Origin of the sequence: Roseisolibacter agri (assembly GCF_030159095.1) — a bacterium.
GTDB lineage: Bacteria > Gemmatimonadota > Gemmatimonadetes > Gemmatimonadales > Gemmatimonadaceae > Roseisolibacter > Roseisolibacter agri.
In genome coordinates this window covers 320794-344709 of sequence record NZ_BRXS01000006.1, presented here as the reverse complement: position 1 = coordinate 344709, position 23916 = coordinate 320794, and the positions used below count along the sequence as shown (strand labels likewise).

Below are 23916 nucleotides of genomic sequence, written 5' to 3'. Positions count from 1 at the left end.
GCGCGAGATTGCGCGACGTCGCACCGTCAGCGCGGCTTCCCGGCGCCCTCCGCCCGGTGAGTCGCGCGCTCTTGCCGCTCCCGCTGCCGATGTCCCGCGCGAACCCCCTGAAGGACCTTTCGGAACACTTCGCGTTCGGCGCGAACTGGGCCGACTATGCGCGCGGCGTCGACGACGAGCGCATCAGCCATGCGCGGCAGGCCCTCGAGCGGCTGCTGGGCGACGCGGTCAGGGGCCGGTCCTTCCTCGACGTGGGGTGCGGGTCGGGCATCCACTCGCTGGCCGCGCTGCAGCTGGGCGCCGCGCGGGTGCTGGCGACGGATCTCGACCCGCTCTCCGTGGCGACGACGCGCCGGATGCTGCGCGACCACGCGCCGGCGGAGAGCGACTGGTCCGCGCGGCAGATCAGCGTCTTCGACCTCGATCCGGACGCCCTGGGCACCTTCGACGTCGTGTACTCGTGGGGGGTGCTGCACCACACCGGCGCGATGTTCGAGGCCATCGCGTCGGCGGCGCGCCTGGTGGCGCCGGGCGGGCTGCTGTGCCTCGCGCTCTACCGGCGCACGCTCCTGTGCCCGCTGTGGCGCGCGGAGAAGCGCCTCTACACGCGGCGCAGCCCGCGGACGCAGCGCCTCATGAGCGGCCTGTACAAGCGCGCGTTCCAGCTGGGGATGCGGCTCACGGGGCGCGACCCCCAGCGCCACGAGGCCGAGTATCGGGGGCGCCGCGGGATGAGCCTCGACCACGACATCCACGACTGGATGGGCGGCTATCCCTACGAGTCGATCGGGCCGGTCGCGCTGCGCCGCTTCGTCGAGCCGCTCGGCTTCGAGGTCGTGCAGCAGTGGGCGCGTCCGGGCGGGATCGGTCTGTTCGGCTCCGGCTGCGACGAGCACCTCTTCCGTCGGCTGTGACCTCCGCTCGCGCCCCCCTGCCGCCCAGCCCTGGGACGCCGCTCGTGTCGGTGATGCTGCCGACGTACAACCAGGTCGACTTCGTCGAGGAGGCGGTCCGCAGCGCGGTCGAGCAGGACTATCCGCGCGTGCAGGTCGTGGTGGCCGACGACGGATCGACCGACGGCACCGATCGCGTGGTGCTGGAGCTGGCCGCGCGCTATCCCGACCGCGTGGTGGCGGTGGTGGGCGAGGGCCACGTGGGGATGACGCTGAACTGCAACCGCGCGCTGGCCCGGTGCACCGGGGACCTGGTCGCCTTCCACGCCGGCGACGACGTCTTCCTGCCGGGAAAGCTGCGACTCCAGGTCGACTGGTTCGCGGAGGATCCGCGCCGCGTCCTGTGCGGGCACGACGTCGAGGCGTTCGACAACCGCACGGACGCCCGCATGTACCTGATGTCCGAGATCGTCCCGCTCACCAGCGGCGAGGGCGCCGCCGAGTTCATCTGTCGGGGGACGCTCTTCGGCGGCGTGTCGATCATGGTGCGGGCGAGCGCCCTGCCGCCCTGGCGGTACGACCCACGGGTCGCCTTCGCCGCCGACTGGCTGATGTGGATGGAGGTGCTCGCGCACGGGGGGCATTTCGGCCACGTCCCCGGCGTGCTCGCCCGCTATCGCCGCCACCCCGAGAACGTGTCGCGCAACCACGCCGCCACCCGCCGCGACGACCAGTACGTGTCGCTGGCGCTGGTCGAGTCGCGCTACCCGTGGCTGCTCGAGAGCTGCCGGATCGGGCGCGGGGCGCTCCATCGCAGCCATGGCATCGCCGCGCTGCGGAAGGGCGACGCGCGGCTGGCACGGCGCTACTTCGGCGCGGCGTTCCGCGAGCATCCGACGCTGCTCGACGGCGCGGGCTACCTGTCGACGCTCGTGCCGAACGCCGGCGGGCTGCTGAACCGCCTCCGCCCGAAGCTCCAGGCCTGACGCGCGAAGCTCCCGGCGCGACGTGCGCGGCCGGCCACGCGTATGCCCGCGCCCGGTAACCGCCGCGCCGCCCTCGAGGTACTGCGGCCTGGCGCGGTCGCAAAACTGTGACGCTCGTCGCAGCGCCGGCCTACCATCCGACCTCCGAACCGGCCATCATGACTGGCGCCTGAAGCGTGCGGCCGGCTCGGAGCGTGCGACGTCGCGCGCCGCCGCCCGCGCCCTCGAGCGCCGGTCGCCGCGGTGTCCCATGCCGCCGGGCCGGGAGGGTCATCAACCAGGTCATCATGCCGTCGTCGCCGCAAACGCCACGCTACCCGATCGTCGCCGCCCGTCGCACCGTCAAGTCGGCGATCGACTTCGCGTCCGGCGCCCTGGCGGTCGTGCTGGCCGTGATGCTGTCCGAGCCGGCCAGCCGGCCCGGGTCCGAGGCCGTCCTCACCCTCGCGCTGGTCGTCGGCGCGCTGGTCGCGGCGCTGAATGGCCTCGCGGGCGGCCACCGCCACGTGTGGAGCTATACCGGCGTCCGCGAGATCCTCGTCTTCGGCGGCACGGGCGCGCTGACCACCGGCGTCCTGCTGGCGGCGCGGGCGGGCTGGGGGCTGCCGCTGGCCACCGACACCGTGGTGCTCGTCGGCCTGCTGCTCTTCATGATCGGGCTCGGCGTGCGGACGCTGCGCCGCCTGCAGGTCGAGCAGATCCGCAAGCGCCAGCGCCGGCTGCTGATGACGGTACCCACCCAGGAGCACCGCGTGCTCGTCCTCGGCGCGGATGAGACGGGGATGCTGGTCGCGCGCGAGCTGCAGCACTCCGCGCCGCCGGGCGTGCGCCTCATCGGCTTCCTGGACGACGACCGCTCGAAGCTCGGCAACGTGGTCTGCGGCGCGCCGATCCTCGGCCGCCTGGACGAGCTGACGCGCATCGCCGAGGACCGCCGCATCGACGAGGTGGTGATCGCGTCGCCCGAGGCGGCGCGCGCGGACGTCCGCCCGCTCGTGCGCCGGGTCGAGGAGTCCGGCGTGCGCGTCAGCGCGGCCGTCGGCGGCGAGGTGCTGTTCGGCTCCGCCCAGCCCTACCGGCCCGGCGACATCACGCTGGCCGAGCTGGCGACGCTCGACGCGCAGGTGCCGGCGGCGGAGCCGCGCACGGCCCAGCAGCGGAAGTCGGTGCTCGTCACGGGCGGCGCGGGCTTCATCGGCGCGCACCTCACGCGGATGCTGCTCGACCGCGGCTACGAGGTGCGCGTGCTCGACAGCTTCGCGTACGGGCGCCACGGCCTCGAGGACCTGGAGCGCCATCCGCAGCTGCAGCTCATCGACGGCGACATCTGCAACCTGCGCGACGTCAGCCGCGCGGTGCGCGGCGTGGACGGCGTGATCGCGCTGGCGGCGATCGTCGGCGACCCGGCCTGCAGCCTCGATCCCGAGGAGACGCTGAACCTGAACTACGCGTCGACCAAGCTGCTGATCGAGACCTGCAACATGTACGGGGTCGGCCGGCTGGTGTTCGCGTCCAGCTGCAGCGTGTACGGCGCCAGCGAGGACGGCGAGCTCACGGAGCGCTCGCGCCTCAACCCGGTGTCGCTGTACGCCCGCACCCGCGTGCTGAGCGAGAACATCATCTTCGACCGGCGCGGCGAGGTCGAGCCGGTGATCCTCCGACTCTCCACGGTGTTCGGGCTGTCGCCGCGCATGCGCTTCGACCTGGTGGTGAACACGCTGACGGTGCGCGCGGTGGTCGACGGCCGGATCGCGATCTTCGGCGGGGACCAGTGGCGCCCGAACGTCCACTGCCGCGACGCGGCGCGCGCCTTCCTGATGGCGCTCGAGGCGGACGGCCGCGACGTCAGCGGGCAGGTGTTCAACGTCGGCGGCAGTGCGCTGAACCACCGCATCGCCGACATCGGCACGATGGTCGCCGACATCGTCGGCGACGTCGAGGTCACGATGCGCGACGACGTGACGGACCGCCGCAACTACCGGGTCAACTTCGACAAGATCGAGCGCGTGCTCGGCTTCAAGCCGGAGTACTCGGTGGCCGACGGCATCCGCGAGGTGGCGGCCGCGGTCCGGGCGCGCGAGGAGCTGCGCACCTATCAGCACCCGCTCTTCCACAACGTGCAGGCGCTGCGGCACCGCCTGGCCGGCGAGCCGATGGAGGAGCTGCTGCCGCTGTGACGACGGCCGCGCCGCGCGAGCTGGTCATCTACGGCGGCGGCGGCCACGCGCGCGAGGCGGTGGACCTCGTGCGCGCGCTCAACGCGGTGCGGCCGACGTTCACGCTGCTCGGCCACCTCGACGACGACGCGGCGCGCCACGGCACGACCGTCGGCGACCTGCCGGTGCTCGGCGGCGCGGCGTGGCTGGCGGAGCGGCCGGCGCCCGCGCCCGCGGTCTTCCTCGGCCTCGGCGCCAACGCGGTGCGCCGGCGCGTCGCCGACCGGCTGCACGCGCTCGACGTGGAGTTCGCGACGCTCGTGCATCCGTCGGCCGTCGTCGCGGCAGACGCGACGCTCGGCCCCGGCGCGCTGGTCGCCGCGGGCGCGGTGGTCAGCGTCGCCGTGCGCGTGGGGGCGCACGCGCACGTGAACGTCGGCGCGACGGTGAGCCACGACGTGGCGCTCGCGCCGTTCACCCACGTGGCGCCGGGCGCGCACCTGGCGGGCAACGTCCACGTGGACGAGGGCGCGGACGTGGGCATCGGCGCGGCGGTGATCCAGGGACGCCGCCTCGGCGCCTGGAGCGTCGTGGGCGCGGGCGCCGCCGTGGTGCGCGACGTGCCGCCGAACGCGGTGGCCGTCGGCGTGCCCGCGCGCGTCGCGCGTGTACGCGCGGACGGGTGGCAGCTGGCGTGAGCGATCCGCGCGGCATGGTCCCGCGCCGTGCGGGCTACGTCGGCAAGCGGGCCCTCGACGTCGCGCTCGTCGTGCTGGCGGCGCCCGTGTGGCTCCCGCTGCTGGCCGTCGGCGCGGCCGTCGTCCTCGCGACGATGGGGCGGCCGGTGTTCTTCCGGCAGCGGCGCGCCGGGTGGGGCGGCATGCCCTTCGACATCCTGAAGCTGCGCACGATGACCGACGCGCGCGGCGCGGACGGCGCCCTGCTGCCCGATGCCGAGCGGCTGCCGGCCGCCGGCCGCTGGCTGCGCCGCACCTCGCTCGACGAGCTGCCGGAGCTGCTGACCGTGCTGCGCGGCGACATGAGCCTCGTCGGCCCGCGGCCGCTGCTGCTCCAGTACCTGCCGCTCTACTCGGCGGCGCATGCGCGGCGCCACGAGCTGCGCCCCGGCCTCACGGGGCTCGCGCAGGTCTCCGGCCGCAACGCGCTCGACTGGCCGTCGCGGTTCGACTTGGACGTCGACTACGTGGACCGCTGCTCGCCCGCGCTCGACGCACGCATCCTCTGGCAGACGGTGCGCGCCGTGTTCGGCGGTCGCGGCGTGAGCGCGGAGGGCGAGGCGACGATGTCTGTGTTCACCGGCTACGGCGCGGCGGCACCGGAGGGTGCCGCCGCACCGCCGGTCACGCGCGCGCCGGTGCTGCGCGGAGCAGGCAGCTCCGGACCACGTCGGTGACGCGGTCCTGCTCCGCCTCCGTCAGGCTCGACGACGAGGGCAGGCAGATCCCGCGCGCGTAGAGGTCCTCGGCCACGGCGCCGCCGACGCGCGGCGCGTCGGCGAAGATCGGCTGCGTGTGCATCGGGCGCCACATCGGGCGTGCCTCGATGTTCACCTGCTCCAGCGCCTGGATGACGTCGAGCGGCGTGCGGCCGTGCGCGTCGCGGTCGAGATACGCCACCGTGAGCCAGCGCGAGTTGGTGCCCCACGGCGCCTCGCCCTGCAGCGCGATTCCCGGCACGTCGGCGAAGGCCTGCTCGTAGCGCTCGGCCACCCGGCGGCGCTGCCGCACGCGCTCGTCGAGCACGCGCAGCTGCCCGCGCCCGATGCCCGCGAGGACGTTGCTCATGCGGTAGTTGTGGCCCAGCTCCGCGTGCACGTACTCCACGGCCGGCTCGCGCGACTGCTGGGACCACTTCCGCATGGTGGCGATCGCGGCGGGGTCCTTCGCGATCACCATCCCGCCGCCGGTGGTGGTGATGATCTTGTTGCCGTTGAAGCTGAGGATCGAGTACGGCGCCGTCGTCGCCGTCTCGCGCCCCTTGTACGTCGCGCCGAGCGACTCGGCCGCGTCCTCCACCAGCACGACACCGTACTCGTCGCACGCGGCGGCGATCGCGTCGATGTCCGCGTGCTGGCCGCACAGGTGCACCGCGATGAGCGCCTTCGGCAGCTCGCCGCGCGTGGCGGCGTCGCGCAGGTACTCGCGCACGATGGCCGGATCGAGGTTCGCGGACTGCGTCTCGGCGTCGAGGAAGACCGGCGTCGCGCCCTGGTAGAGGATCGGGAACGCCGAGCCGGCGAACGTCAGCGTCGAGCAGGCCACGCGGTCGCCGCGCGTCACGCCGATGTGGCGCAGCACCAGGTGCAACGCGGCCGTGCCGCTGGAGACCGCGAGCGCATGGACGCCGTGCCCCAGGCGCGCCGCCATCTCCTGCTCGAACCCGTCGAGGTGCGGGCCGACCGACGAGAGCCAGTTCGTCTCGAAGGCCTCCCGGATGAAGTCGAGCTCCTGGCCGCCCATGTGGGGGACCGAGAGATAGATCCGCTTGTTCGTCACGGAGATGCAGGGCACGTGTGATCGCGAGGGCCGGTCGGCGGCGGCGCCGCGCGCGTCGCGCCGGGCGTCACTCGCGGCCGGCGAGCACCGAATCATATGCGGCCAGGATACGGCGCGTCAGCGCGTCCTGGTCGAAGCGGGCCCGCACGTCCGCGCGTGCGGCCGCGGCCCGCGCCGCGGTCCCCGCGGGGTCGTCCAGCGCGTCCCGGAGCGCCGCGGCCCACGCGGCCGCATCGCCCACGGGCACCAGACGCGCGGTCTCGCCGTCGCGCACGACCTCGCGGCACCCCGGGATGTCCGACGCGACGATCGGGAGTCCCATCGCGGCCGCCTCCATCACCACGCGCGGCACGCCCTCGCGGTGGCTCGGATGGGCCAGCAGGTCGGCGGCCACGTAGAAGCGCGCGACGTCGTGTCGGAGCGGCAGACGGTGCACGCGCCCGCGAAGCGGCGGCTCCGCGTGCAACGCATCGGGCAGGACGCCGGCCTCGCCGTCCATCGCGGGCGCGATCCAGACGAAGTGCACGTCCGGATGCGTGGCGAGCACCCGCGCGGCGGCATCCGCGAGCTCGCGGTAGCCCTTGTCGGCCACGTAGCGGCCGACCGTGAGCACGAGCGGCGCATCCGGGGGAATCCCGAGCTCCGCGCGTACCGCCTCGCGCGTGCCGGCCGGCAGCGCCGCGGGGTCGAACGCCGTGAGGTCGATGCCGCTGCCGGTCAGCGTCGCGCGATCGTGCGCGCAGAGCCCCGTCTCCACCACGTGCGCGAGGTCGGCACCGCTGAGGAAGAGCGAGCGGTCGGCGGCCGCGAAGGTGACCCGGTCGGTGGCGCGCAGCAGGCGGCGCAGCGACGGCGACATCCCCGGCGTGTACAGCAGCCCGCGGCAGCTGTGGATGCGACGGCGCACGCCCGCGAGGCGCGCCGCGAGCTGGCCGAGGAGCCCACCCTTCGGCGTGTACGAGTGGACGAGGTCCACGCGCGCGGCGCGCAGCGCGCGCACGAGCCGCGCGAGCGAGACGACGTCGGTGCCCGGCGCGATCTTCCGCGCGATGGGGATCTCGAGGACCGTGAAGCCCTCGGCGCGGATGTCGTCGAGCGCCGCGCCGGGGGAGCAGATCACGATCGAGTCCACGCGGTCGCGCATGCGCCGCAGGTCGTGGATCAGGATGTGGCGCACGAAGTCCGCGGCCGGCACCACGTGCGCCACGCGCAGGCGTCGCACGCTCACGTCAGCGCGGGCTCGCCGAGGGCGCGCGCGACGCCGCGCGAGCGCGAACGCCGGGGCGCGAGCCGGCGCAGCGCCTCCGCCACGGTCGGCACGCCGAGCAGCAGCAGCAGCCAGTTCGTGACCAGGTGGTGCCGGATGGCGGTGCCGTAGTTCACCGTGCCGAGCGCCCAGACGAACGTCATCGCGCCGAAGAGCACGAGGCAGAGCAGCATCGGCGCGCGACGCTCGGGCCCCGCGCGCGCCACGCCGACGATGGCGCCCAGGGCCAGCACCAGCCGGCCGAATGCCTCGGCCGCGCCGTACAGGTCCACCGCCGCGCGGATCTGCCAGGGGAAGGGCGCGAACAGGTAGTTCACGTAGACGAGGGGCAGCGACACCGCGAGCCGGCCCGGGCTCGACACGTCGAGCGTGACGCCGTAGTCGGCGCGCGCGCGGTTCCCGATGCCGCCGCTGCGGTACTTGGCCGCGTACTGCAGCGCGCGGTCCTCGCCGAGGGCGCTGACCACCTCCATGCCGCCCACGGTGCCGGACTTGAGGATGCGCATCCCGACCTGCGCGAGCCCGCCGACCATCGCCACGGCCACGGCCGCGAGGCCGATCCGCTTGAGACGGCGCGCGGCCGCGCTCCCCGTCGGGCGTCGCGCGGCGCCGGGCGACGGCCAGGCGACCGCGAGGATCGGCACCAGCGGCACCATCAGCATCAGCCCCTTGTGCCAGAGCGCGAGCGCCAGCACCGAGCCGACCGTCGCCACCAGCGCGAACGGGCTGTGCGTGCGGACGTAGCGCACCGCCCAGTACGTGGAGACGACGAAGAACAGGATCTGGAGCGACTCGCGCAGCGTCACCGACGTGATGAACAGCATCGTGGGCAGGAGCCCGAAGCCGGCGAGGATCCACCGGCGCCACCGGGCCACCGACAGCTCGTCGGCGAGCGCGCTCACCGTGCCCGCCGCCAGTGCGAACGCGAGGATCGACGTCTCGGCGCCGAGCAGGCGCGACGCGCCGAACGCGCGATACAGCACGCCCAGCAGCTGCACGTACATGTGGCCATCGAAGCCGAGCGTGAGCCGCGACTCGACGAGCCACTCGACGCCCTGCCGGTGGAAGCTGACCGCGTCCAGCTCACCGCCGGGGAGGAGCCGGGCGAACGCGTGCACCGTCGCCGCGACCTGGTGCAGGAGCAGGCTGGCCCAGACGACGAGCATCGCCCCGCGGTCGCGGCGCAGCGACGCGAAGGCGAAGGGCACGAGGAAGGTGGCGGCCGCGAACACCAGCGCCCACGCGTCGCCCATGCCCACGATCTGCGTGGGGGCGTACCGGTTCAGCGACTCCTGCATGGGCGCGCCCCGGGCGGTGTCGCTCAGGCCGCGCGCGCCGCCGACCGGCCGCGCGGGCCGAGATACTCGCGAGCGAACACCCAGAAGGCCACGAAGGCGAGCACGCAGATCCCGACGACCATCGCGAACGCCACCGTGCCGCGCGACTCGGGGCGCGTGGGCGTGGCGGGGACGTCGATGATCGTGATGACCGGCGTCGCGCGCGCCTCATCCAGGCGCGCCTGCTCGTACGCCTGCGCGAGCGACGTGTAGACCTGCTGCCGGAAGCCGACGTCGCGCTCCAGCCGGTCCTGCTGCGCCTGCAGCTCGGGCGAGCCGAAGACGCTGCGGTTGGCACGCTGGAACGACGAGAGGCGTGCCTCCGCGACGCCCAGCTCGGCGCGCAGCTCGGTCAGCCGCGCCTCGGAGAACTCGCGGTCGGCGGTGGCGCGCGCCTGCCGGCGCTCGAGGTTCACGGCGTTGATCTCGCGCAGCATGCGGTCGGCGACGCCGCGCGCGAGCTCGGGCGTGGAGGCGCTCACGCGCAGCCGCACCAGTCCCGTCTGCGGGTCGGAGGCGACCGAGGACATCTGCCCCACGCGGTCGATCGTGCGGTCGAGCCGCGCGGCCGGTGAGCCGGGCGGGATCTCGAGATGGTCGGCGAGCGGCCGCTCGGGCGCGCCCGGTGCGGCGCGGTACGAGGCGCCCGCCACGCGCTCCAGCACCGCGCGCGACCGGGCGAGCTCGGCGAAGAACTGCGGCGACTGGCCGGGCTCCCCTCCGCCGACCGAGACGCCGAACTGCGCCGCCAGCCCGCTGATGGCGGAGCGCGACCCGCCGCCGGCCTGTGGCAGGAACGAGGCGCCGGAGGCGTAGGTCCGCGGGCGCGTGTAGCGATAGGCGCCCGCCAGCGCCGCGCACGCCATCGGGACCAGCACCAGGACCATCCAGTGTCGCCGCAGGACGCGCAGCAGCTCGAACGCGCCGGCGTCGCCGTCCGGGCCTCCGGGCGCGTCCGCGGAGGGCATGCTGCGGCTGGGACGCGCGGAGGAGGGAAGCGGGGGAGCGCTCGTCTCGACGAGTGGGGACGACATCGACGCCGGTCGGGGGAAGGCGCGGTGCGGCACCGCGCGGGGAGCGCGGGAAGTATATCGGCCGCCGGTGCGCCGACGCGAGGCGGGATGCCGGCCACCCCGCGCCGCGCCCTGCCGTGCACGGTCCGGCCGGCCTATCTTGCGACGGCGTTCGCGGCCGAGTCGCACCAGGCGATCGCCGCGCGCGACGTGTCCGCACCGTGGCCGATGCGCGTCGCCGCCGCCCGACTTCACGTGCCGATCCGTCCGCGCCCCACGCCCTGATGTCGCTCCCGTCCGCCGTCCTTCCGACTCCGCGGCCCGCCGCTCCGGCGCGCGCCCCGGTACGCGACGGCCCGCGGGTGCGCGTGCTCCACGTGATCACCGGGCTGCAGCTGGGCGGCGCGGAGATGATGCTGTGGAAGCTCGTGACCGGGTCGGACCGCGGGCGCTTCGCGCACGAGGTGGCGTCGATGACCGGCGGGGGCGCGATCGCCGACCGGATCGCCGCGGCGGGAATCCCGGTGCACCTGCTGGGCGACGCGCGCCGCGTGGACGTGCGGCTCGTGCACCGGCTGCGCGCGCTGGTGCGTCGCTCGCGGCCGCACCTCCTGCAGGGCTGGATGTACCACGGCAACGCCCTCGCGAGCGTGGTTGGCCTGCTGACCGGCGTGCCGACGATGTGGAACCTGCGCACCGCGGGCGTCGGCCCGCATACGGTGGCGGATCTCTCGCGATTCATCTCGCGCCAGCCGACCGACGTGATCACGAACTCGGAGCGGGCGATCGCGTACCATGAGGGCCGCGGCTACCGGCCGCGCGCGTGGCACGTCATCCCCAACGGCTTCGACCTCGGCGAGTTCCGCTCCGACAGCGGGGCGCGCGCGCGGGTGCGCGCGTCGCTCGGCGTGGCGGACGACGCGCCGCTCGTCGGCACGGTGGCCCGCTTCGACCCCATGAAGGACTATCCCAACTTCCTGCAGGCCGCCGCGCACGTGCGCCGCCGGCATCCGGCCGCGCGCTTCGCCCTCGTCGGGCCAGGAGTCGACGGCTCCAACGCCGAGCTCGCCGGCGAGGTGCGCCGGGCCGGGCTGGACGACGCCGTGCACCTGATGGGCGCCCGGCACGACGTGGCGGCCGTGATGAGCGCGATGGACGTCTACGTCCAGGCGTCGCTGTACGAGGGCTTCCCCAACACGGTGGGCGAGGCGATGGCGTGCGGGCTGCCGTGCGCGGTGACGGACGCGGGCGACTCGGGCGCGGTCGTCGGCGACGCGGGCCGCGTGGTGCCGGTGCGCGATCCCGCCGCGCTGGGCGAGGCCGTCTCGGAGATCCTCGCGCTGCCGGCGTCCGCGCGCGCGACCCTTGGCGCCCGCGCGCGCGCGCGCGCCGAGCGGGAGTTCGCCCTGCACGCCGTGGTCGCCCGGTACGAGACGCTGTACGAGGCGCGCGCCGGCGTCGCCCTCGCTGGAGGGACGCGCTGATGTGCGGGATCGCGGGACTGCTGGCGGTGCGCGGCGAGGCCGCCTCCGCCGACGCCGTGCGGGCGATGGCCGACGCCGTGGAGCACCGCGGGCCCGACGACTTCGGCACCTGGTGCGATCCGGAGGCGGGTGTCGCGCTGGGCCACCGCCGGCTGTCGATCCTCGACCTGAGCGCGGAGGGGCACCAGCCGAAGGTGTCGGCCTCGGGGCGGTGGATGGTCGCGTTCAACGGCGAGATCTACAACTTCCGCGCGCTGCGCGCGGAGCTCGAGGGGCGTGGGGCGCGCTTCGCCGGACATTCGGACACGGAGGTGCTGCTCGCGGGCTTCGATGCGTGGGGGCTGCCCGAGACCATCCGCCGCGCGGCGGGGATGTTCGCGCTCGCGGCGTGGGACCGTGAGGGGCGGCGGCTGCACCTGGTGCGCGACCGGCTGGGGGAGAAGCCGCTGTACTACGGTGAGATGGGCGGCACGCTGCTGTTCGGCTCCGAGCTGAAGGCGCTCCGGCGCCACCCCGCGTGGCAGGGCGAGGTCGACCGCGACGCGCTCACGGCGTTCCTGCGGACGGGCTACGTGCCCGGGCCGTACTCGATCTACACCGGGATCCGGAAGGTCGAGCCGGGCACGATCGTCACGCTGCGCCGCGAGGAGGGGCGCATCGTCGAGGAGCGCGCCGCGTACTGGACGGTCGGCGACGCGTTCCGCCGGGGCGCGACCGATCCGGTCGAGGGCGACGGCGCGACGGTGGTGGACGGGCTGGACGCGGTGCTGCGCCAGGCCGTGCGCGACGAGATGGTCGCGGACGTGCCGCTGGGCGCGTTCCTCTCCGGCGGCATCGACTCGAGCACGATCGTCGCGCTCATGCAGGCGCAGAGCAGCCGGCCCGTGCGCACGTTCACGATCGGCTTCCACGAGCGCGCGTTCGACGAGGCGGTGTACGCGCGCGACGTCGCGCGGCATCTGGGCACCGACCACACGGAGCTCTACGTCACGCCGGACGACCTGCTGGGCGTCGTGCCCACGCTGCCGGCGCTCTACGACGAGCCGTTCGCGGACTCCTCGCAGGTGCCGACGTTCCTCGTGTCGCGGCTGGCGCGCCAGCACGTGACGGTCGCGCTGTCGGGCGACGGCGGCGACGAGCTGTTCGCCGGCTACAACCGCTACTTCTGGGGACGCCGCGTCTGGGGCGCGGCGCGCCTGGTGCCGCACGGCCTGCGTCGCGCGGCCGCGAACGGGGTGCGCGCGGTGTCGCCGGCGCGCTGGGACAGCGTGGCGGGCGCCATGGTGAAGCTGCTGCCGCGGCGCTACCGGTACATGGGCCCCGGTCCGGGCGACCGGCTGCACAAGATGGCGGGCATCCTGCACGCGCGCAGCGGCGACGAGATGTACCACGGGCTGGCGAGCATCTGGCACGAGCCGGAGGCCGCGGTGCTGGGCGGCCGGGAGCGCGACGCGCGGCTGGCGCGCATGACCGGGGCCGACGTGCCGCCGGACTTCGTGTCGCGCATGATGTACACCGACCTGCTGACGTACCTGCCGGACGACATCCTCGTGAAGGTGGACCGCGCGGCGATGGCGGTGAGCCTCGAGACGCGCGCGCCGTTCCTGGACCACCGCGTCGTGGAGTACGCGCTGCGCGTCCCGCTGCACCACAAGATCCGCGGGAACGCGGGCAAGCAGGTCGTGAAGGAGCTGCTCTACCGCTACGTGCCGCGCTCCCTGGTGGACCGGCCCAAGATGGGCTTCGGCATCCCGCTCGATCAGTGGCTGCGCGGCCCGCTGCGCGCGTGGGCGCAGGACATGCTCGCGGCCGACCGCCTGCGCGCGGACGGCTTCTTCGAGGTCGACCTCGTGCAGCGCCGCCTGCGCGAGCACCTGTCCGGCGCGCGCAACTGGCAGCACGCGCTGTGGTGCGTGCTGATGTTCCAGGCCTGGCTGGCGGCGGAGCGCGAGGGCGCGCGGTGAAGCGTCCGCGGCGCGTCGCGATCGTCCACGAGTGGCTCGTGACGTACGCGGGCTCGGAGCGCGTCCTGGAGCAGATGCTCGCGGTCTACCCGGACGCGGACCTGTTCGCGGTGTGCGAGTTCCTCCCGCCGGACGAGCGGCGCTTCCTCGGCGGGCGCCCGGTGCAGACGACGTTCGTGCAGCGGCTGCCGCTGGCGCGCTCGAAGTACCGGGGCTGGCTGCCCGTGATGCCGTTCGCGATCGAGCAGCTGGACCTGTCGGCGTACGACCTCGTGATCTCGAGCAGCCACGCGGTCGCGAAGGGCGTGCTGACGGGTCCGGACCAGCTGCACGTCTGCATGTGCTACTCGCCCATCCGCTACGCGTGGGACCTGCAGCACCAGTACCTGCGGCAGGCGGGGCTGGGCTGGGGGCCGCGCGGCCTCGCGGCGCGCTGGCTCCTGCACAAGCTCCGTGACTGGGACGCGCGCTCGGCCAACGGCGTCGACGAGTTCGCGGCGATCTCCGAGTTCGTCGGCCGACGCATCGACAAGACGTACCGCCGCGATTCGACCGTGGTCTACCCGCCCGTGGACGTCGAGCGCTTCACGCCGGCGGGCGCGCGCGAGGACTACTACGTCACCGCGTCGCGCTTCGTCCCGTACAAGTGCGTCGACCTGATCGTCGAGGCGTTCCGCGACATGCCGGATCGCCGCCTCGTCGTGATCGGCGACGGGCCGCAGATGCCGCTCGTGCGCTCGCGCGCGACGCCCAACGTCACGCTCCTGGGCCACCAGCCGTTCCCGGAGCTGCTGCGCTGGCTGCGCGGCGCGCGGGCCTACCTGTTCGCGGCGATCGAGGACTTCGGCATCGCGCCGCTGGAGGCGCAGGCGGTGGGCACGCCGGTGATCGCGTACGCGGGCGGCGCGCTTCCCGAGACGATCCCCGGCCTGGACGCCGAGCGCCCGTGCGGGGTGCTGTACGACGCGCAGACGCCGGCCGGGATCCGCGACGCCGTGCGGCGCTTCGAGCGCGAGGGCGACCGCATCACGGCCGACGCCTGCCGCGAGAACGCGGAGCGCTTCGCGCCGGACCGCTTTCGCGCCGCCTTCGAGACGTGGGTCGAGCGGGCCTGGGACGCCTTCGAGGCGCGGCGGTCGCGCGGGCTGCCGGCCCGCGGCGAGGCCGAGCTGGGGACGCTGGTCGGCGGACGCTGAGCGACCGCCGCGCGACTCCTTAGTAGGCGCCGCGGCGCTGGAGGACGACGCCCACCGTGCGCAGCATGATCGCGAGGTCGCCGCGGAGCGTCCAGCTGCGTGCATAGTCGAGCTCGATGCGCGCGCGCATCGGGTAGCCGATGCGGCTGCGCCCCTGCACGGCCCACGCGCCGGTCAGGCCCGGCTTCACGGCCAGCAGCACGTCACGCGACGCGCCGTAGTGGCCCAGCTCCGCCTCGACGATCGGGCGCGGGCCCACGAGCGACATGTCGCCGCGCAGCACGTTCCAGAACTGCGGCAGCTCGTCGAGGCTGGTCATGCGGAGGAAGCGGCCGAGCGCCGTGACCCGCGGGTCGTGGTGCGCCGGGAGCTTGAAGTGGTTCGCCTCGTAGGTGGCCCGGAGGTCGTGGTCCGTGGCGAGGCGCGTCTCGGCGTCCGCGCACATCGTGCGCAGCTTGTAGCACGTGAAGCGGCGGCCGCCCTGACCGATGCGCTTCTGGCCGAAGAGCACCGGGCCCGGCGACGCGAGCTTGACCGCGAGCGCGAGCACGACCAGGAGCGGCGCGGCCAGCACGAGGCCCACGAGCGCGCCCGCGACGTCGAGCGCGCGCTTGACCGCGAGACGCCAGGCTGCGACCGGCGCGGGGGCGTCGACGGCGGGCGTCAGCGCCAGCGCGGCGCGCGCGGCGGCCCGGCGCTGCTTGCGACCGGTGAGCGCGCGCGGCGGCTCGCTGACGACGAGCGTCGGCGTGGCTCCCGTGGCCCGCGCACGCGCGGCCCCTCGCGTCACGACCCGGGTGGCCGCCGCCACTGCGGAGTCCTCGTCGCCCACGGCACCTTCGGCGGGCGGCAGGGGGGCGCGCAGCGGGCGAGAGGGCATGCGGGAATGGGCGGGGTCCAGGATGGGCAGCACATCGCGACGGCGTCGCACGCGATGCGCCCCATGGTCGGCGCGAAAGGTAACGGGTCCTACGGTGGGACAACCAGCGCGCCCCACCTTTCGATGTGATGAAAGTCGCACGGCCGCCGGACGTTCCGTCCAGTGCGCCCATCCGTGGCGACCGCGCCGCGCGGCGCGGTGCACGAACGGTGCCCCACCCGGCAGGACGACTGGCCGGTCCCTGTCGTCCCCAGGCCTGGCCGGTTAGCATCACCTAGCTATGCGTCGTCGTCCATACCCGCGCCATTCGGCGCCCGTCACGACCAATTCCAGCGCCGACGGTCGGTCCCTCGCGCCGCGCCGCGCCCGGACCATCGTGGCCGCGCTCGGCGTGCTGCTCGCGGCAGCGCCGGTGGTGCGCGCGCAGACGCCGGCGGGGACGCCGGTACCGGCGCCGACGGCCGCCGTGGCGGGGAGCGACGATCCGGTGGGCGCGGGCGACAAGGTCGTACTGCGCGTCTGGCGCGAGCCCACCTGGAGCGACGCCTATCCGGTGGACGCGACCGGGTTCGCGACGCTGCCGCGCATCGGCCCCATGCACGTGGCCGGCCTCGCGCCGCGGGCGCTGCGCGACTCGGTGCGCGCGCGCCTCGCGGTCTACCTGCGCGAGCCGGTGGTCGACGTCATCGTCCTCCGCCGCGTCGCGGTCCTGGGCGCCGTGCGGAAGCCCGACGTCCTGTTCGTCGAGCCGGTGAGCACGGTGCGCGACCTCATCGCGCAGGCCGGCGGGATCGACGAGGAGGGGGACCCGAACCGCATCGAGATCGTGCGCGACGGGGAGCGCGTGCGACTCGGCCGCTGGAACGACATCCAGAGCACCGTCGCGCCCGTACGCTCGGGCGACCAGATCGTCGTCGGCCGCAAGGGGTGGTTCGCGCGCAACGCGCTCGCCGCGGTGTCGTCGGCCGCGGTCGCGGTCTCCGTGCTCGTCTCCGCGTTCCGGCGATGAGCGGCGAGGCGAACGGCAACGGCACCGTCGTGCGCGTGGGCCCCGATCCGCGCCGCGCGGCGACGGACGTCATCGACCTGGCGGAGATCGGCGGCGCGCTGCGGCGCGGCCGGCGCTGGATCCTCGGCGCCGGGCTGCTCGGGCTCGCGGCGGCCGCGGCGATCGTCGCGTACGCGCCCAAGCGCTTCGCGGGCGGTGCCACGGTGCTCCTGCGCAGCAGCAACGAGGGCGGCGGCTCGCTGCTCAGCCGCCTCGGCGTCCCCGCGGAGCTGGCGCCGGCGAGCCTCGGCTCGGCCATGAAGTCGCCGCTCGAGACCGAGCTGCAGATCCTCGAGAGCCGCGCGGTGCTCGGCACGGTCAGCGACTCGCTCGGCCTGCAGGTGCGCGTGCTGTCGCCCGCCGGCATCCCACCGTGGCGACTGCTCGCGCCACGCCCGTACCCGGGCAGCTTCCGCAAGGTGCGCCTGCGCTTCGAGCGCGCCGCCGCCGACCGCTATCGCGTCACGGGGCGCGACGTGAACGGCGAGGTGGCCGCGGGGCGCCCGCTCGTCACGCCGTACGGCACGCTCGCACTCGCGAGCGGCACGCTACCGCCCGCTTTCGAGGTGCAGCTCCTCGACCGCGAGGACGCGCTGGAGCGCCTCGGCGAGCGCGTGTCGGTCGAGAAGGCGGGTGGCGAGGTGGCGCGCGTCGGCTACGCGGCGCCCGACTCGCTCTCGGCGGGCGCGGTGCCGAACGCGGTGGTCGCGGTCTACCTGGAGCGCCGCCGCACGACGGACCGCGGCGTCAACCAGCACCGCGCCGAGTTCCTGGAGGCGCAGGTCGACAGCGTCGGCCGGCAGCTGACGGACGCCGAGGCGGCGCTGCGCCGCTACCAGGAGAGCAGCGGCGTCGTCGATCCGGAGCTGGTCGGGAAGATCGACCTCGAAGCCGCCTCGAAGATCCGCGAGTCGCTCGCCGCCAACCAGGTCGAGAGCGTGGCGCTGGAGCAGCTGCTGCGGCAGGTGGGCGAGGGGACGATGAGCGCGCGCCAGCTCGCCGCGTATCCCAGCTTCCTCCGCAGCTCGGCCATCAACGACATGCTCGGCCAGCTGGCCGAGCTGGAGACCGAGCTCGCGACGCTGCGCGAGCGCCGCACCGAGGCCGATCCCGAGGTCACGGTGATGCGCACGCGCGCCGCCGACCTCGAACGGCAGCTGCTGCCGATGGGGAACGCGTACGCGCAGTCGCTCCGTCGCCAGCGCGCCGAGCTCGAAGGGCAGGCGGCGCGCTTCGACGCGTCGCTGAGCGCGCTGCCGGCCGAGGCGCAGAGCTTCACGCGGCTGACGCGCGAGGTGAAGCGGCTGGGGCAGACGGCGCTCGCGCTGCAGACGCAGCTCCTCGACGCGCGCATGGCGGCGATCGGCGAGGGCGGGGAGGTGCGCCAGGTGGACGCCGCGCTCGTGCCGAAGAAGCCCGTCTTCCCGCGTCCGTCGATCGTGCTGCCCACGGGCCTGCTCGCCGGCCTCGCCCTCGGGACGCTCGGCGCGCTCGCGGTCGGCTTCCTCTCGCCGCGCGTGCGCACGGCGGACGAGGTGGGCCGGATGCTCGGCGTGCCCGCGGCGCCCCTCGGCGCTGGACGTCCGCTGTTCTTCGCGACCATCGCCCGCGCCAACGCGCGCCTGATCGTCCCGCTGGACGACGCCGAGCTGGCGCACGACGCGGCGCGCTGGCTCGGTGCCTCCGCGCCCGCACCGGTCGCCACGACGCGCGTCGGCGGCCGTCGCATGGCGCCCGCGCTCGTCGGCGCGGACGCGTCGGTCCTCGACTCGATCGGTCCCGCGGACGGCGACGGCGACGGCTTCGTCGCGCTGCCGCCGCTGGACAGCGGCGCGGGCGTCGCCGCCCGCCTGGCGCGCGGCACGCCGGTCGTGCTGGCGGTGCGCGCAGGCACGGCGCGCTCCGACGTCGAGGACGCGGCGGCCGCGGTGCGACTGGCCGGAGGTGAGCTGGTCGCGTGCGTGGTCCGGTGACCGTGGGCGGCGCGGCGGCCGCGTCGCCGACGGCGCGCGTCGCGCCGATCCGCGTCGCCACACTGCTGCGCGCCGCGCTGTGGGCGCTGCTGGCGGGGAACCTCGTGCGGCTGCCGGCGCTGACGTCGGGCGCGCGCGAGGCGCCGCTCTCGTTCAACGACCTCGTCGTCCTGCTGCTGCTGTCGGCGGGCGCGCTCGCGTGCGTGGGCGGCCGCTCGCTGATCCTCGATGGCGTCACGCGCCGCGCGCTGCTGTTCGCGTTCGTCGGTGGCACGTCCGCGGTGCTGGCGATGCCGCGCTTCGGGCTCAGCGCCGCGGAGGTCGGCTTCAGCCTCGCGTACCTGGTGCGCTGGCTCGTCTACCTGTGCGTCTACGTGCTCGCGGTCAACACGCTCCGGCGGCGCGACGTGCTGGCGGTGGTGCGCACCCTGGAGCGCGTGATCCTCGCCTTCGCGGCGTTCGGCATCTTCCAGTCGATCTTCCTGCCCGGCTTCGCGCAGATCGTCTATCCCGAGTCGGCGCTCTACATCGACTGGGATCCGCAGGGGCACCGGCTCGTCTCGAGCTTCCTCGACCCCAACTTCGCCGGCGCGCTGATCGCCATCGGGCTGCTGCTGGCCCTGGCGCGGCAGTCGTGCGGCGTCGCGGTGTCGCGGCTGCACATCGCGCTGCTGGCCGTCGCGCTGGTGCTGACGGCGTCGCGCAGCTCGATGCTGGCCGCGTTCGTCGGCGTGTGCGTCGTCGTCGGGATCGCGGGGCTCACGCGGCGCATCGTGCGCATCGGGCTGGCGTTCGGCGCGCTGCTGCTGGCCGCGCTGCCGGCGCTGCTCTCGTTCGCGCGCACCTATGGCAAGCTCTCGGTCGACGCATCGGCCGTCTCACGCGTGGTCTCGTGGCTGCGCGCGCTGGAGCTCTTCCGCGACAACCTGCTGATCGGCGTCGGGTTCAACACCTACGGCTTCGCGCAGCGCGCCTACGGCTACGAGGCCGGCCGCGGCGCGTTCTCGTTCTCGCTCGACGGCGGGCTGCTCTTCATCGCCGTGATGACGGGCTGCATCGGCCTCGGGATCTACCTCGGCATGCTCGGCGGGATCGTGTCGCGCGCGCGCGCCGTGTGGCGCTCGGTGAGCGTGACGGCCGAGGAGCGCGCGGTGGCCGTGGGCGCGGTCGCGGCGATGGCGGCGATCGTCGTGCACAGCCTGTTCGTGAACAGCCTGCTGCTGCCGCTGCTCCTCGAGCCGCTCTGGATCCTCTGGGCGCTGCCGGGCGTCCTCGTGCTGGACGGCGCGGTCGCCGAGCGGGAGGCGGCGTGAGCACCGACGCCGCGCCGCTCGGCGCCCGCATCCTGTTCGTGAAGCTGATGGCGCTCGGCGACGTCGTGCTGGCGTCGGCGGCGCCCGCGGCGCTCAAGGCGCGCGATCCGGCGTGCCGCGTGACGTGGGTGTGCGCGAACGGGCTCGCGGAGCTCGTGCGGCTCTTTCCCGGCGTGGACGAGGTGCTCCCGGTCGACGCGGGCGCGCTGCTGCGCGGCGGCCTGGGTGCGCGCACCCGCGCCGTGCTCGCCGCCTGGCGGCCGCTCGCCGGCCGCCGCTTCGACGACGTCGTGATCGCGCACCAGGACGCGCGCTACGGCGTGCTGGCGCTCCCCGCGCGGGGCCGCCGGCGTCGCATGCGCCGCGGCACGACGGCGCGTCCGCTGCCGGTCGCCGGCCGCTGGTTCGCCGACGAGTACGTCCGGCTCGCGCTCGGCTACCCCGACGAGGGTCCCGTCACGCGCACATGGGAGCTGGCCGACCTGCGCGGGCGGCTGCCCGAGGGACGCGCGCTCGTGCCCGAGGCGGACGGGCGGGCGATCGCGGTGCTCGTGCCCGGCGGCGCGCGCAACGCGCTGCGCGACACGCCGCAGCGCCGCTGGCCGGTCGAACGCTACGTCGAGCTGGCGCGGCGCCTCCACGCGCGCGGCCACGCGGTCGTGCTGGTCGGCGACGCCGCGGACCGCGAGGTGCTGCCCGCGTTCGCCGACGTGCCCGTGATCGATCGCCTGGGCCGGCTGCGCATCGTCGAGTCGACCGCGGTGCTGGAAGTCGCCGACGTCGTCGTGTCGCACGACACCGGGCCGATGCACCTCGCGCGGCTCGTGCGCGCGCCGCTGGTCGCGCTCTTCGGCCCGACGTCACCGCACGACTTCGCGCCCGAGGACGCACGCACGACAGTGCTGTGGGGCGGGGCGGCGCTGGCGTGCCGTCCGTGCTACGACGGCCGCGAGGTCGCGCCCTGCCGCGACAACCGGTGCATGCAGGACCTCGGCGTCGCGCGCGTGGAGGAGGCGGCGCTCGCGATGGCGCAGTCCGCGTCGCCGGCGGAGGTGCGCGCGTGACCGCGCGGCCGGAGGAGCAGGCGCTCGACGCGGACACGACGCGCACCACCGCCGCGCACGTCGTCGTCATCGTCCTCAACTGGAACGGTGAGGACGACACCGCGGCGTGCCTGGAGTCGCTCGCGCGCTGCGACTGGCCGCGGCTCACCGTGCTGCTGGTCGACAACGGCTCGCCCGACGGGTCGGGCGCGCGGCTGCACGCGCGCTTTCCCGAGCTCCCGTACCTGCAGACGGGCGCGAACCTCGGCTACACCGGCGGCAACAACCGCGGCTTCGAGTGGGCGCTCGCGCACGGCGCGGACCACGTGGTCGTGCTGAACAACGACACCGTCGTCGAGCCCGACCTCATCACGCACCTCGTGGAGGCCGCGGAGGCCGACGCGCGCGTCGGCGGCGTGGCGCCCAAGATCTTCGTGCACGGCGAGCCGGACACGCTCTGGTACGCGGGCGGCGACCTCGCGCTGGCGCGCGGCGCCGGGCTGCACCGCGCCGAGTACGCGCCGGATCGCGGGCACGACGCGCCGGCGCCGGTGACGTTCATGACGGGGTGCTGCTTCCTCATCACGCGGCACGCGCTCGAGACCGTGTCGGGGTTCGAGGAGAGCTTCTTCGCCTACAACGAGGACGTGGACCTGTCGTACCGCCTGCGCGAGGCGGGCTTCGCGCTCGTCTACGAGCCGCGCGCGCGGCTCGCGCACAAGGTGCCGCCGGCCGGCGCGGAGCCGTCGCCGTTCCAGATCGCGCAGCGCGACCGCAACCGCCGCCGCTTCATGGCGCTGCGCGCGGGGCCGCTCGTGCGCGCGCGCTTCGCCGCATGGTTCTACGCCACGCGCGTGGGCCTGCTCGCGCGCTATGCGCTGCGCGGCGACTGGGCGCGGGCGCGCGCGATCGTGCGCGGGGCGCTGACGTGAGCGCGCGCGCCGCACGCGCGCTGGGCGCGGCCGCGATCGTGGGTGCCGCGCTCGTGGCGGCGTGCGATCCGTGCGTCGGCGAGGTCGCGGGCTGCCGCGTCGAGAGCCACGTCAGCTACGCGGGGAAGGTGATCGACTTCACGACCGGGCGCGCCGCGAGCGGCGTGTCGATCGTCTTCCGGCGCACCAACGGGTCCGCGCTCGCCGGTGACTCTATCGTCGCGCGCACCGACGCGAGCGGACGGTACGAGCTGCGTGGTGATGCCGGCGACGAGGGCGACGTGGTGGGCGATCTCGCGGTGCGTCCGCCCGGGCTGCCCGGCTACGTGGTGACCGGGGTGCACCTGACGCCGTCGACCGTCCGCGGTGGGGGCGGCCTGCTGCCGACGTACGTCACGCAGCCCTTCGTGGACTACGTCGGGGAGCTGGTCTACCGGCGCCTCGGGGTCCCGCTCGCGTACAGCAACGTGCGCTTCGTCCGCACGTCCGGCGCGCGGCTGGCCGGTGGCGACACGGCGTACACCGCCGCGGGCCCCGACGGCTACTTCTACCTGGAGCGCACGACCCTCGACGCGGGCGAGGTCGTCGGCGACTTCACCCTCACGGCGCCGCAGTTTCCGAGGCCCTACGTCGTCCGCGGCGTGCGCCTTCCGGTACGGCTGACCGATCGCCTGCCCACGTTCGACCGCTCGTTCCGCGTCGGCGCCACGCTCGAGTACGTGGCGGAGGTGCGCGAGCGCGGCACCAATCGGCCCCTCGTCGGCGCGACCGTGGAGTTCCGGCGCACCGGAGGCGTGCTGCTGTCGACGCCCGTGTTCACCGCTGCCACGGACGCCAACGGGCGCGTCCTGCTCCGGCCCGTGCCGCAGACGGAGGCCGCGGGTGAGGCCGTCGGCGACCTCACGGTGCGAGGAGGCGGCCTCGCGGCTCCGTTCGTGATCCGCGGCGTGCGCCTGCCCGTCTACGACTCGGACGAGCTGCGCTTCCTCGGAGTGCTCGGCATCGGCATCCAGGCGGTCGCCGCGGGTGAGCTCGTGTATCGCGGCGACCGCTCGCCGCTGGCGGACGCGCAGGTCACCTTCACGCGCACCGGCGGCGTCGCGGCCACGCCCGCGACGGTGCAGACGCGCAGCACGAGCGACGGACGCTTCGGCCTCACGCTGCTCGCCGACTCGACGGGCGACGTGATCGGCGACCTCACGGTGAGCCGCGGCGGCCCGGCCGCGCCGGTGACGTTCCGCGGCGTGCGCGTGCGCGCGAGCGCCGACGACTCCGTGCGCTTCCTCGGCAGGTTTGGCGTCGGACAGCAGCTCTCGTACGCGGGGCAGCTGGTGCAGCGCGCCACGGGCGCGGCGGCGGCGGGATGGAGCGTGAGCTTCCGTCGCACCGGTGGCATCGCGTTGCGCGCCGACACGTTCACCGTGCGGACGCTCGACTGGGGCGGCTTCGCGCTCTCGCCCGACACGCGCGAGGAGGGCACCGTCGAGGGCGTGCTGACCGCGCGCGCCCCCGGCGACACGCGCGACGTCCCGATCGGCAGCGTGCGGCTCTCGACGTTCGACGCCGACAGCGTGCGCTTCGCGGGCCAGTTCCGCGTCGGCCCCAGCCTGCTCTACGTGGGCGAGGTGCAGGCGAGCGACGGCAGCCCGGTGGTGGGCGCGCGCATCGAGTTCCGTCGCACGGGCGGGATCGCGGTGGCCGAGAGCCTGCTGGTCGAGACGAGCAACGCGGCGGGACGCTTCCGCCTGGCGCCCACGCCGCTCGCGAGCGGAGAGGTGATCGGCGACCTGCGCATCGTGCCCCCCGCGCCGCTGCGCGACACGGTGTTCACCGGCGTCCGGCTGCCGACGTTCGAGACCGACGAGGTGCGGCTCCGCGACGTCTGGCGCCTCGCGCCGCCGCGCTGACCGCCGCG

The 23916-nt window shown here is 74.9% G+C and carries 20 protein-coding genes; 15 read left to right on the top strand and 5 right to left on the bottom strand.

Translation table 11 applies throughout. The features are described from left to right. Nucleotides 1-89 precede the first annotated feature (89 nt). The 5 genes from rosag_RS19910 (at nt 90) to rosag_RS19890 (ending at nt 5449) form a co-directional block, all read left to right on the top strand. Entirely contained in the window at nt 90-914 is an 825-nt protein-coding gene (locus rosag_RS19910) for a class I SAM-dependent methyltransferase (protein ID WP_284351923.1), read from the top strand. After that, nucleotides 911-1879, top strand: a complete 969-nt coding sequence (locus rosag_RS19905; RefSeq protein ID WP_284351922.1) for a glycosyltransferase family 2 protein — start codon at nt 911-913, stop codon at nt 1877-1879. Before rosag_RS19910 ends, rosag_RS19905 begins: the two co-directional genes overlap by 4 nt. Before the next feature lie 287 nt (nt 1880-2166). After that, the gene (locus tag rosag_RS19900; protein ID WP_284351921.1) at nt 2167-4056 is read left to right on the top strand and encodes an NAD-dependent epimerase/dehydratase family protein; all 1890 of its coding nucleotides are present in this window, start codon (nt 2167-2169) and stop codon (nt 4054-4056) included. Next, nucleotides 4053-4733: an acetyltransferase gene (locus rosag_RS19895; RefSeq protein ID WP_284351920.1), complete on the top strand. Its 681-nt coding sequence runs from the start codon at nt 4053-4055 to the stop codon at nt 4731-4733. Before rosag_RS19900 ends, rosag_RS19895 begins: the two co-directional genes overlap by 4 nt. A gap of 14 nt (nt 4734-4747) precedes the next feature. After that, nucleotides 4748-5449, top strand: coding sequence for a sugar transferase (locus rosag_RS19890; protein WP_284351919.1), 702 nt, complete (start codon nt 4748-4750; stop codon nt 5447-5449). Here the strand turns inward: rosag_RS19890 and rosag_RS19885 are convergent. Genes rosag_RS19885 through rosag_RS19870 form a run of 4 tightly spaced genes read right to left on the bottom strand, consistent with a single transcriptional unit; the run spans nt 5397 to nt 10123 of the window. Then, nucleotides 5397-6566, bottom strand: a complete 1170-nt coding sequence (locus tag rosag_RS19885) for a DegT/DnrJ/EryC1/StrS family aminotransferase (protein ID WP_284351918.1) — start codon at nt 6564-6566, stop codon at nt 5397-5399. The genes rosag_RS19890 and rosag_RS19885 overlap by 53 nt on opposite strands. 52 nt (nt 6567-6618) lie before the next feature. Next, the gene (locus rosag_RS19880; RefSeq protein WP_284351917.1) at nt 6619-7779 is read right to left on the bottom strand and encodes a glycosyltransferase; all 1161 of its coding nucleotides are present in this window, start codon (nt 7777-7779) and stop codon (nt 6619-6621) included. Further along, entirely contained in the window at nt 7776-9116 is a 1341-nt protein-coding gene (locus rosag_RS19875) for a hypothetical protein (protein WP_284351916.1), read from the bottom strand. Before rosag_RS19875 ends, rosag_RS19880 begins: the two co-directional genes overlap by 4 nt. A 23-nt stretch (nt 9117-9139) precedes the next feature. Then, nucleotides 9140-10123, bottom strand: a complete 984-nt coding sequence (locus tag rosag_RS19870; protein ID WP_284351915.1) for a Wzz/FepE/Etk N-terminal domain-containing protein — start codon at nt 10121-10123, stop codon at nt 9140-9142. 153 nt (nt 10124-10276) lie between these two features. Between rosag_RS19870 and rosag_RS19865 the strand changes: the two genes are divergently transcribed. The 4 genes from rosag_RS19865 to rosag_RS19850 are packed head-to-tail and all read left to right on the top strand — an operon-like array spanning nt 10277 to nt 14812. Next, on the top strand, nt 10277-10453 hold the full coding sequence (locus rosag_RS19865) for a hypothetical protein (RefSeq protein ID WP_284351914.1): 177 nt from the start codon (nt 10277-10279) through the stop codon (nt 10451-10453). After that, nucleotides 10453-11652 (top strand): glycosyltransferase, encoded by a 1200-nt coding sequence (locus tag rosag_RS19860; protein WP_284351913.1) that lies wholly within the window; start codon nt 10453-10455, stop codon nt 11650-11652. The genes rosag_RS19865 and rosag_RS19860 overlap by 1 nt, the downstream gene beginning before the upstream one ends. Beyond that, entirely contained in the window at nt 11652-13616 is a 1965-nt protein-coding gene (gene asnB, locus rosag_RS19855; RefSeq protein WP_284351912.1) for an asparagine synthase (glutamine-hydrolyzing), read from the top strand. Before rosag_RS19860 ends, asnB begins: the two co-directional genes overlap by 1 nt. Further along, on the top strand, nt 13613-14812 hold the full coding sequence (locus tag rosag_RS19850; RefSeq protein ID WP_284351911.1) for a glycosyltransferase: 1200 nt from the start codon (nt 13613-13615) through the stop codon (nt 14810-14812). The genes asnB and rosag_RS19850 overlap by 4 nt, the downstream gene beginning before the upstream one ends. A 19-nt stretch (nt 14813-14831) precedes the next feature. Here the strand turns inward: rosag_RS19850 and rosag_RS19845 are convergent, their stop codons facing one another. Beyond that, complete coding sequence (locus rosag_RS19845; RefSeq protein ID WP_284351910.1) at nt 14832-15692, bottom strand: sugar transferase; 861 nt, start codon at nt 15690-15692, stop codon at nt 14832-14834. 280 nt (nt 15693-15972) lie between these two features. Between rosag_RS19845 and rosag_RS19840 the strand changes: the two genes are divergently transcribed. Genes rosag_RS19840 through rosag_RS19815 form a run of 6 tightly spaced genes read left to right on the top strand, consistent with a single transcriptional unit; the run spans nt 15973 to nt 23908 of the window. After that, entirely contained in the window at nt 15973-16701 is a 729-nt protein-coding gene (locus rosag_RS19840) for a polysaccharide biosynthesis/export family protein (RefSeq protein ID WP_284351909.1), read from the top strand. Further along, on the top strand, nt 16698-18713 hold the full coding sequence (locus rosag_RS19835; protein WP_284351908.1) for a GumC family protein: 2016 nt from the start codon (nt 16698-16700) through the stop codon (nt 18711-18713). The genes rosag_RS19840 and rosag_RS19835 overlap by 4 nt, the downstream gene beginning before the upstream one ends. Beyond that, a complete protein-coding gene (locus rosag_RS19830; RefSeq protein ID WP_284351907.1) occupies nt 18698-20026 on the top strand; it encodes an O-antigen ligase family protein in 1329 nt (442 codons plus the stop codon). The genes rosag_RS19835 and rosag_RS19830 overlap by 16 nt, the downstream gene beginning before the upstream one ends. Further along, nucleotides 20023-21090: a glycosyltransferase family 9 protein gene (locus rosag_RS19825; protein ID WP_284351906.1), complete on the top strand. Its 1068-nt coding sequence runs from the start codon at nt 20023-20025 to the stop codon at nt 21088-21090. The genes rosag_RS19830 and rosag_RS19825 overlap by 4 nt, the downstream gene beginning before the upstream one ends. Next, nucleotides 21087-22001, top strand: a complete 915-nt coding sequence (locus tag rosag_RS19820) for a glycosyltransferase family 2 protein (RefSeq protein WP_284351905.1) — start codon at nt 21087-21089, stop codon at nt 21999-22001. Before rosag_RS19825 ends, rosag_RS19820 begins: the two co-directional genes overlap by 4 nt. Further along, nucleotides 21998-23908, top strand: coding sequence for a hypothetical protein (locus tag rosag_RS19815; protein WP_284351904.1), 1911 nt, complete (start codon nt 21998-22000; stop codon nt 23906-23908). The genes rosag_RS19820 and rosag_RS19815 overlap by 4 nt, the downstream gene beginning before the upstream one ends. Nucleotides 23909-23916: the final 8 nt, after the last annotated feature.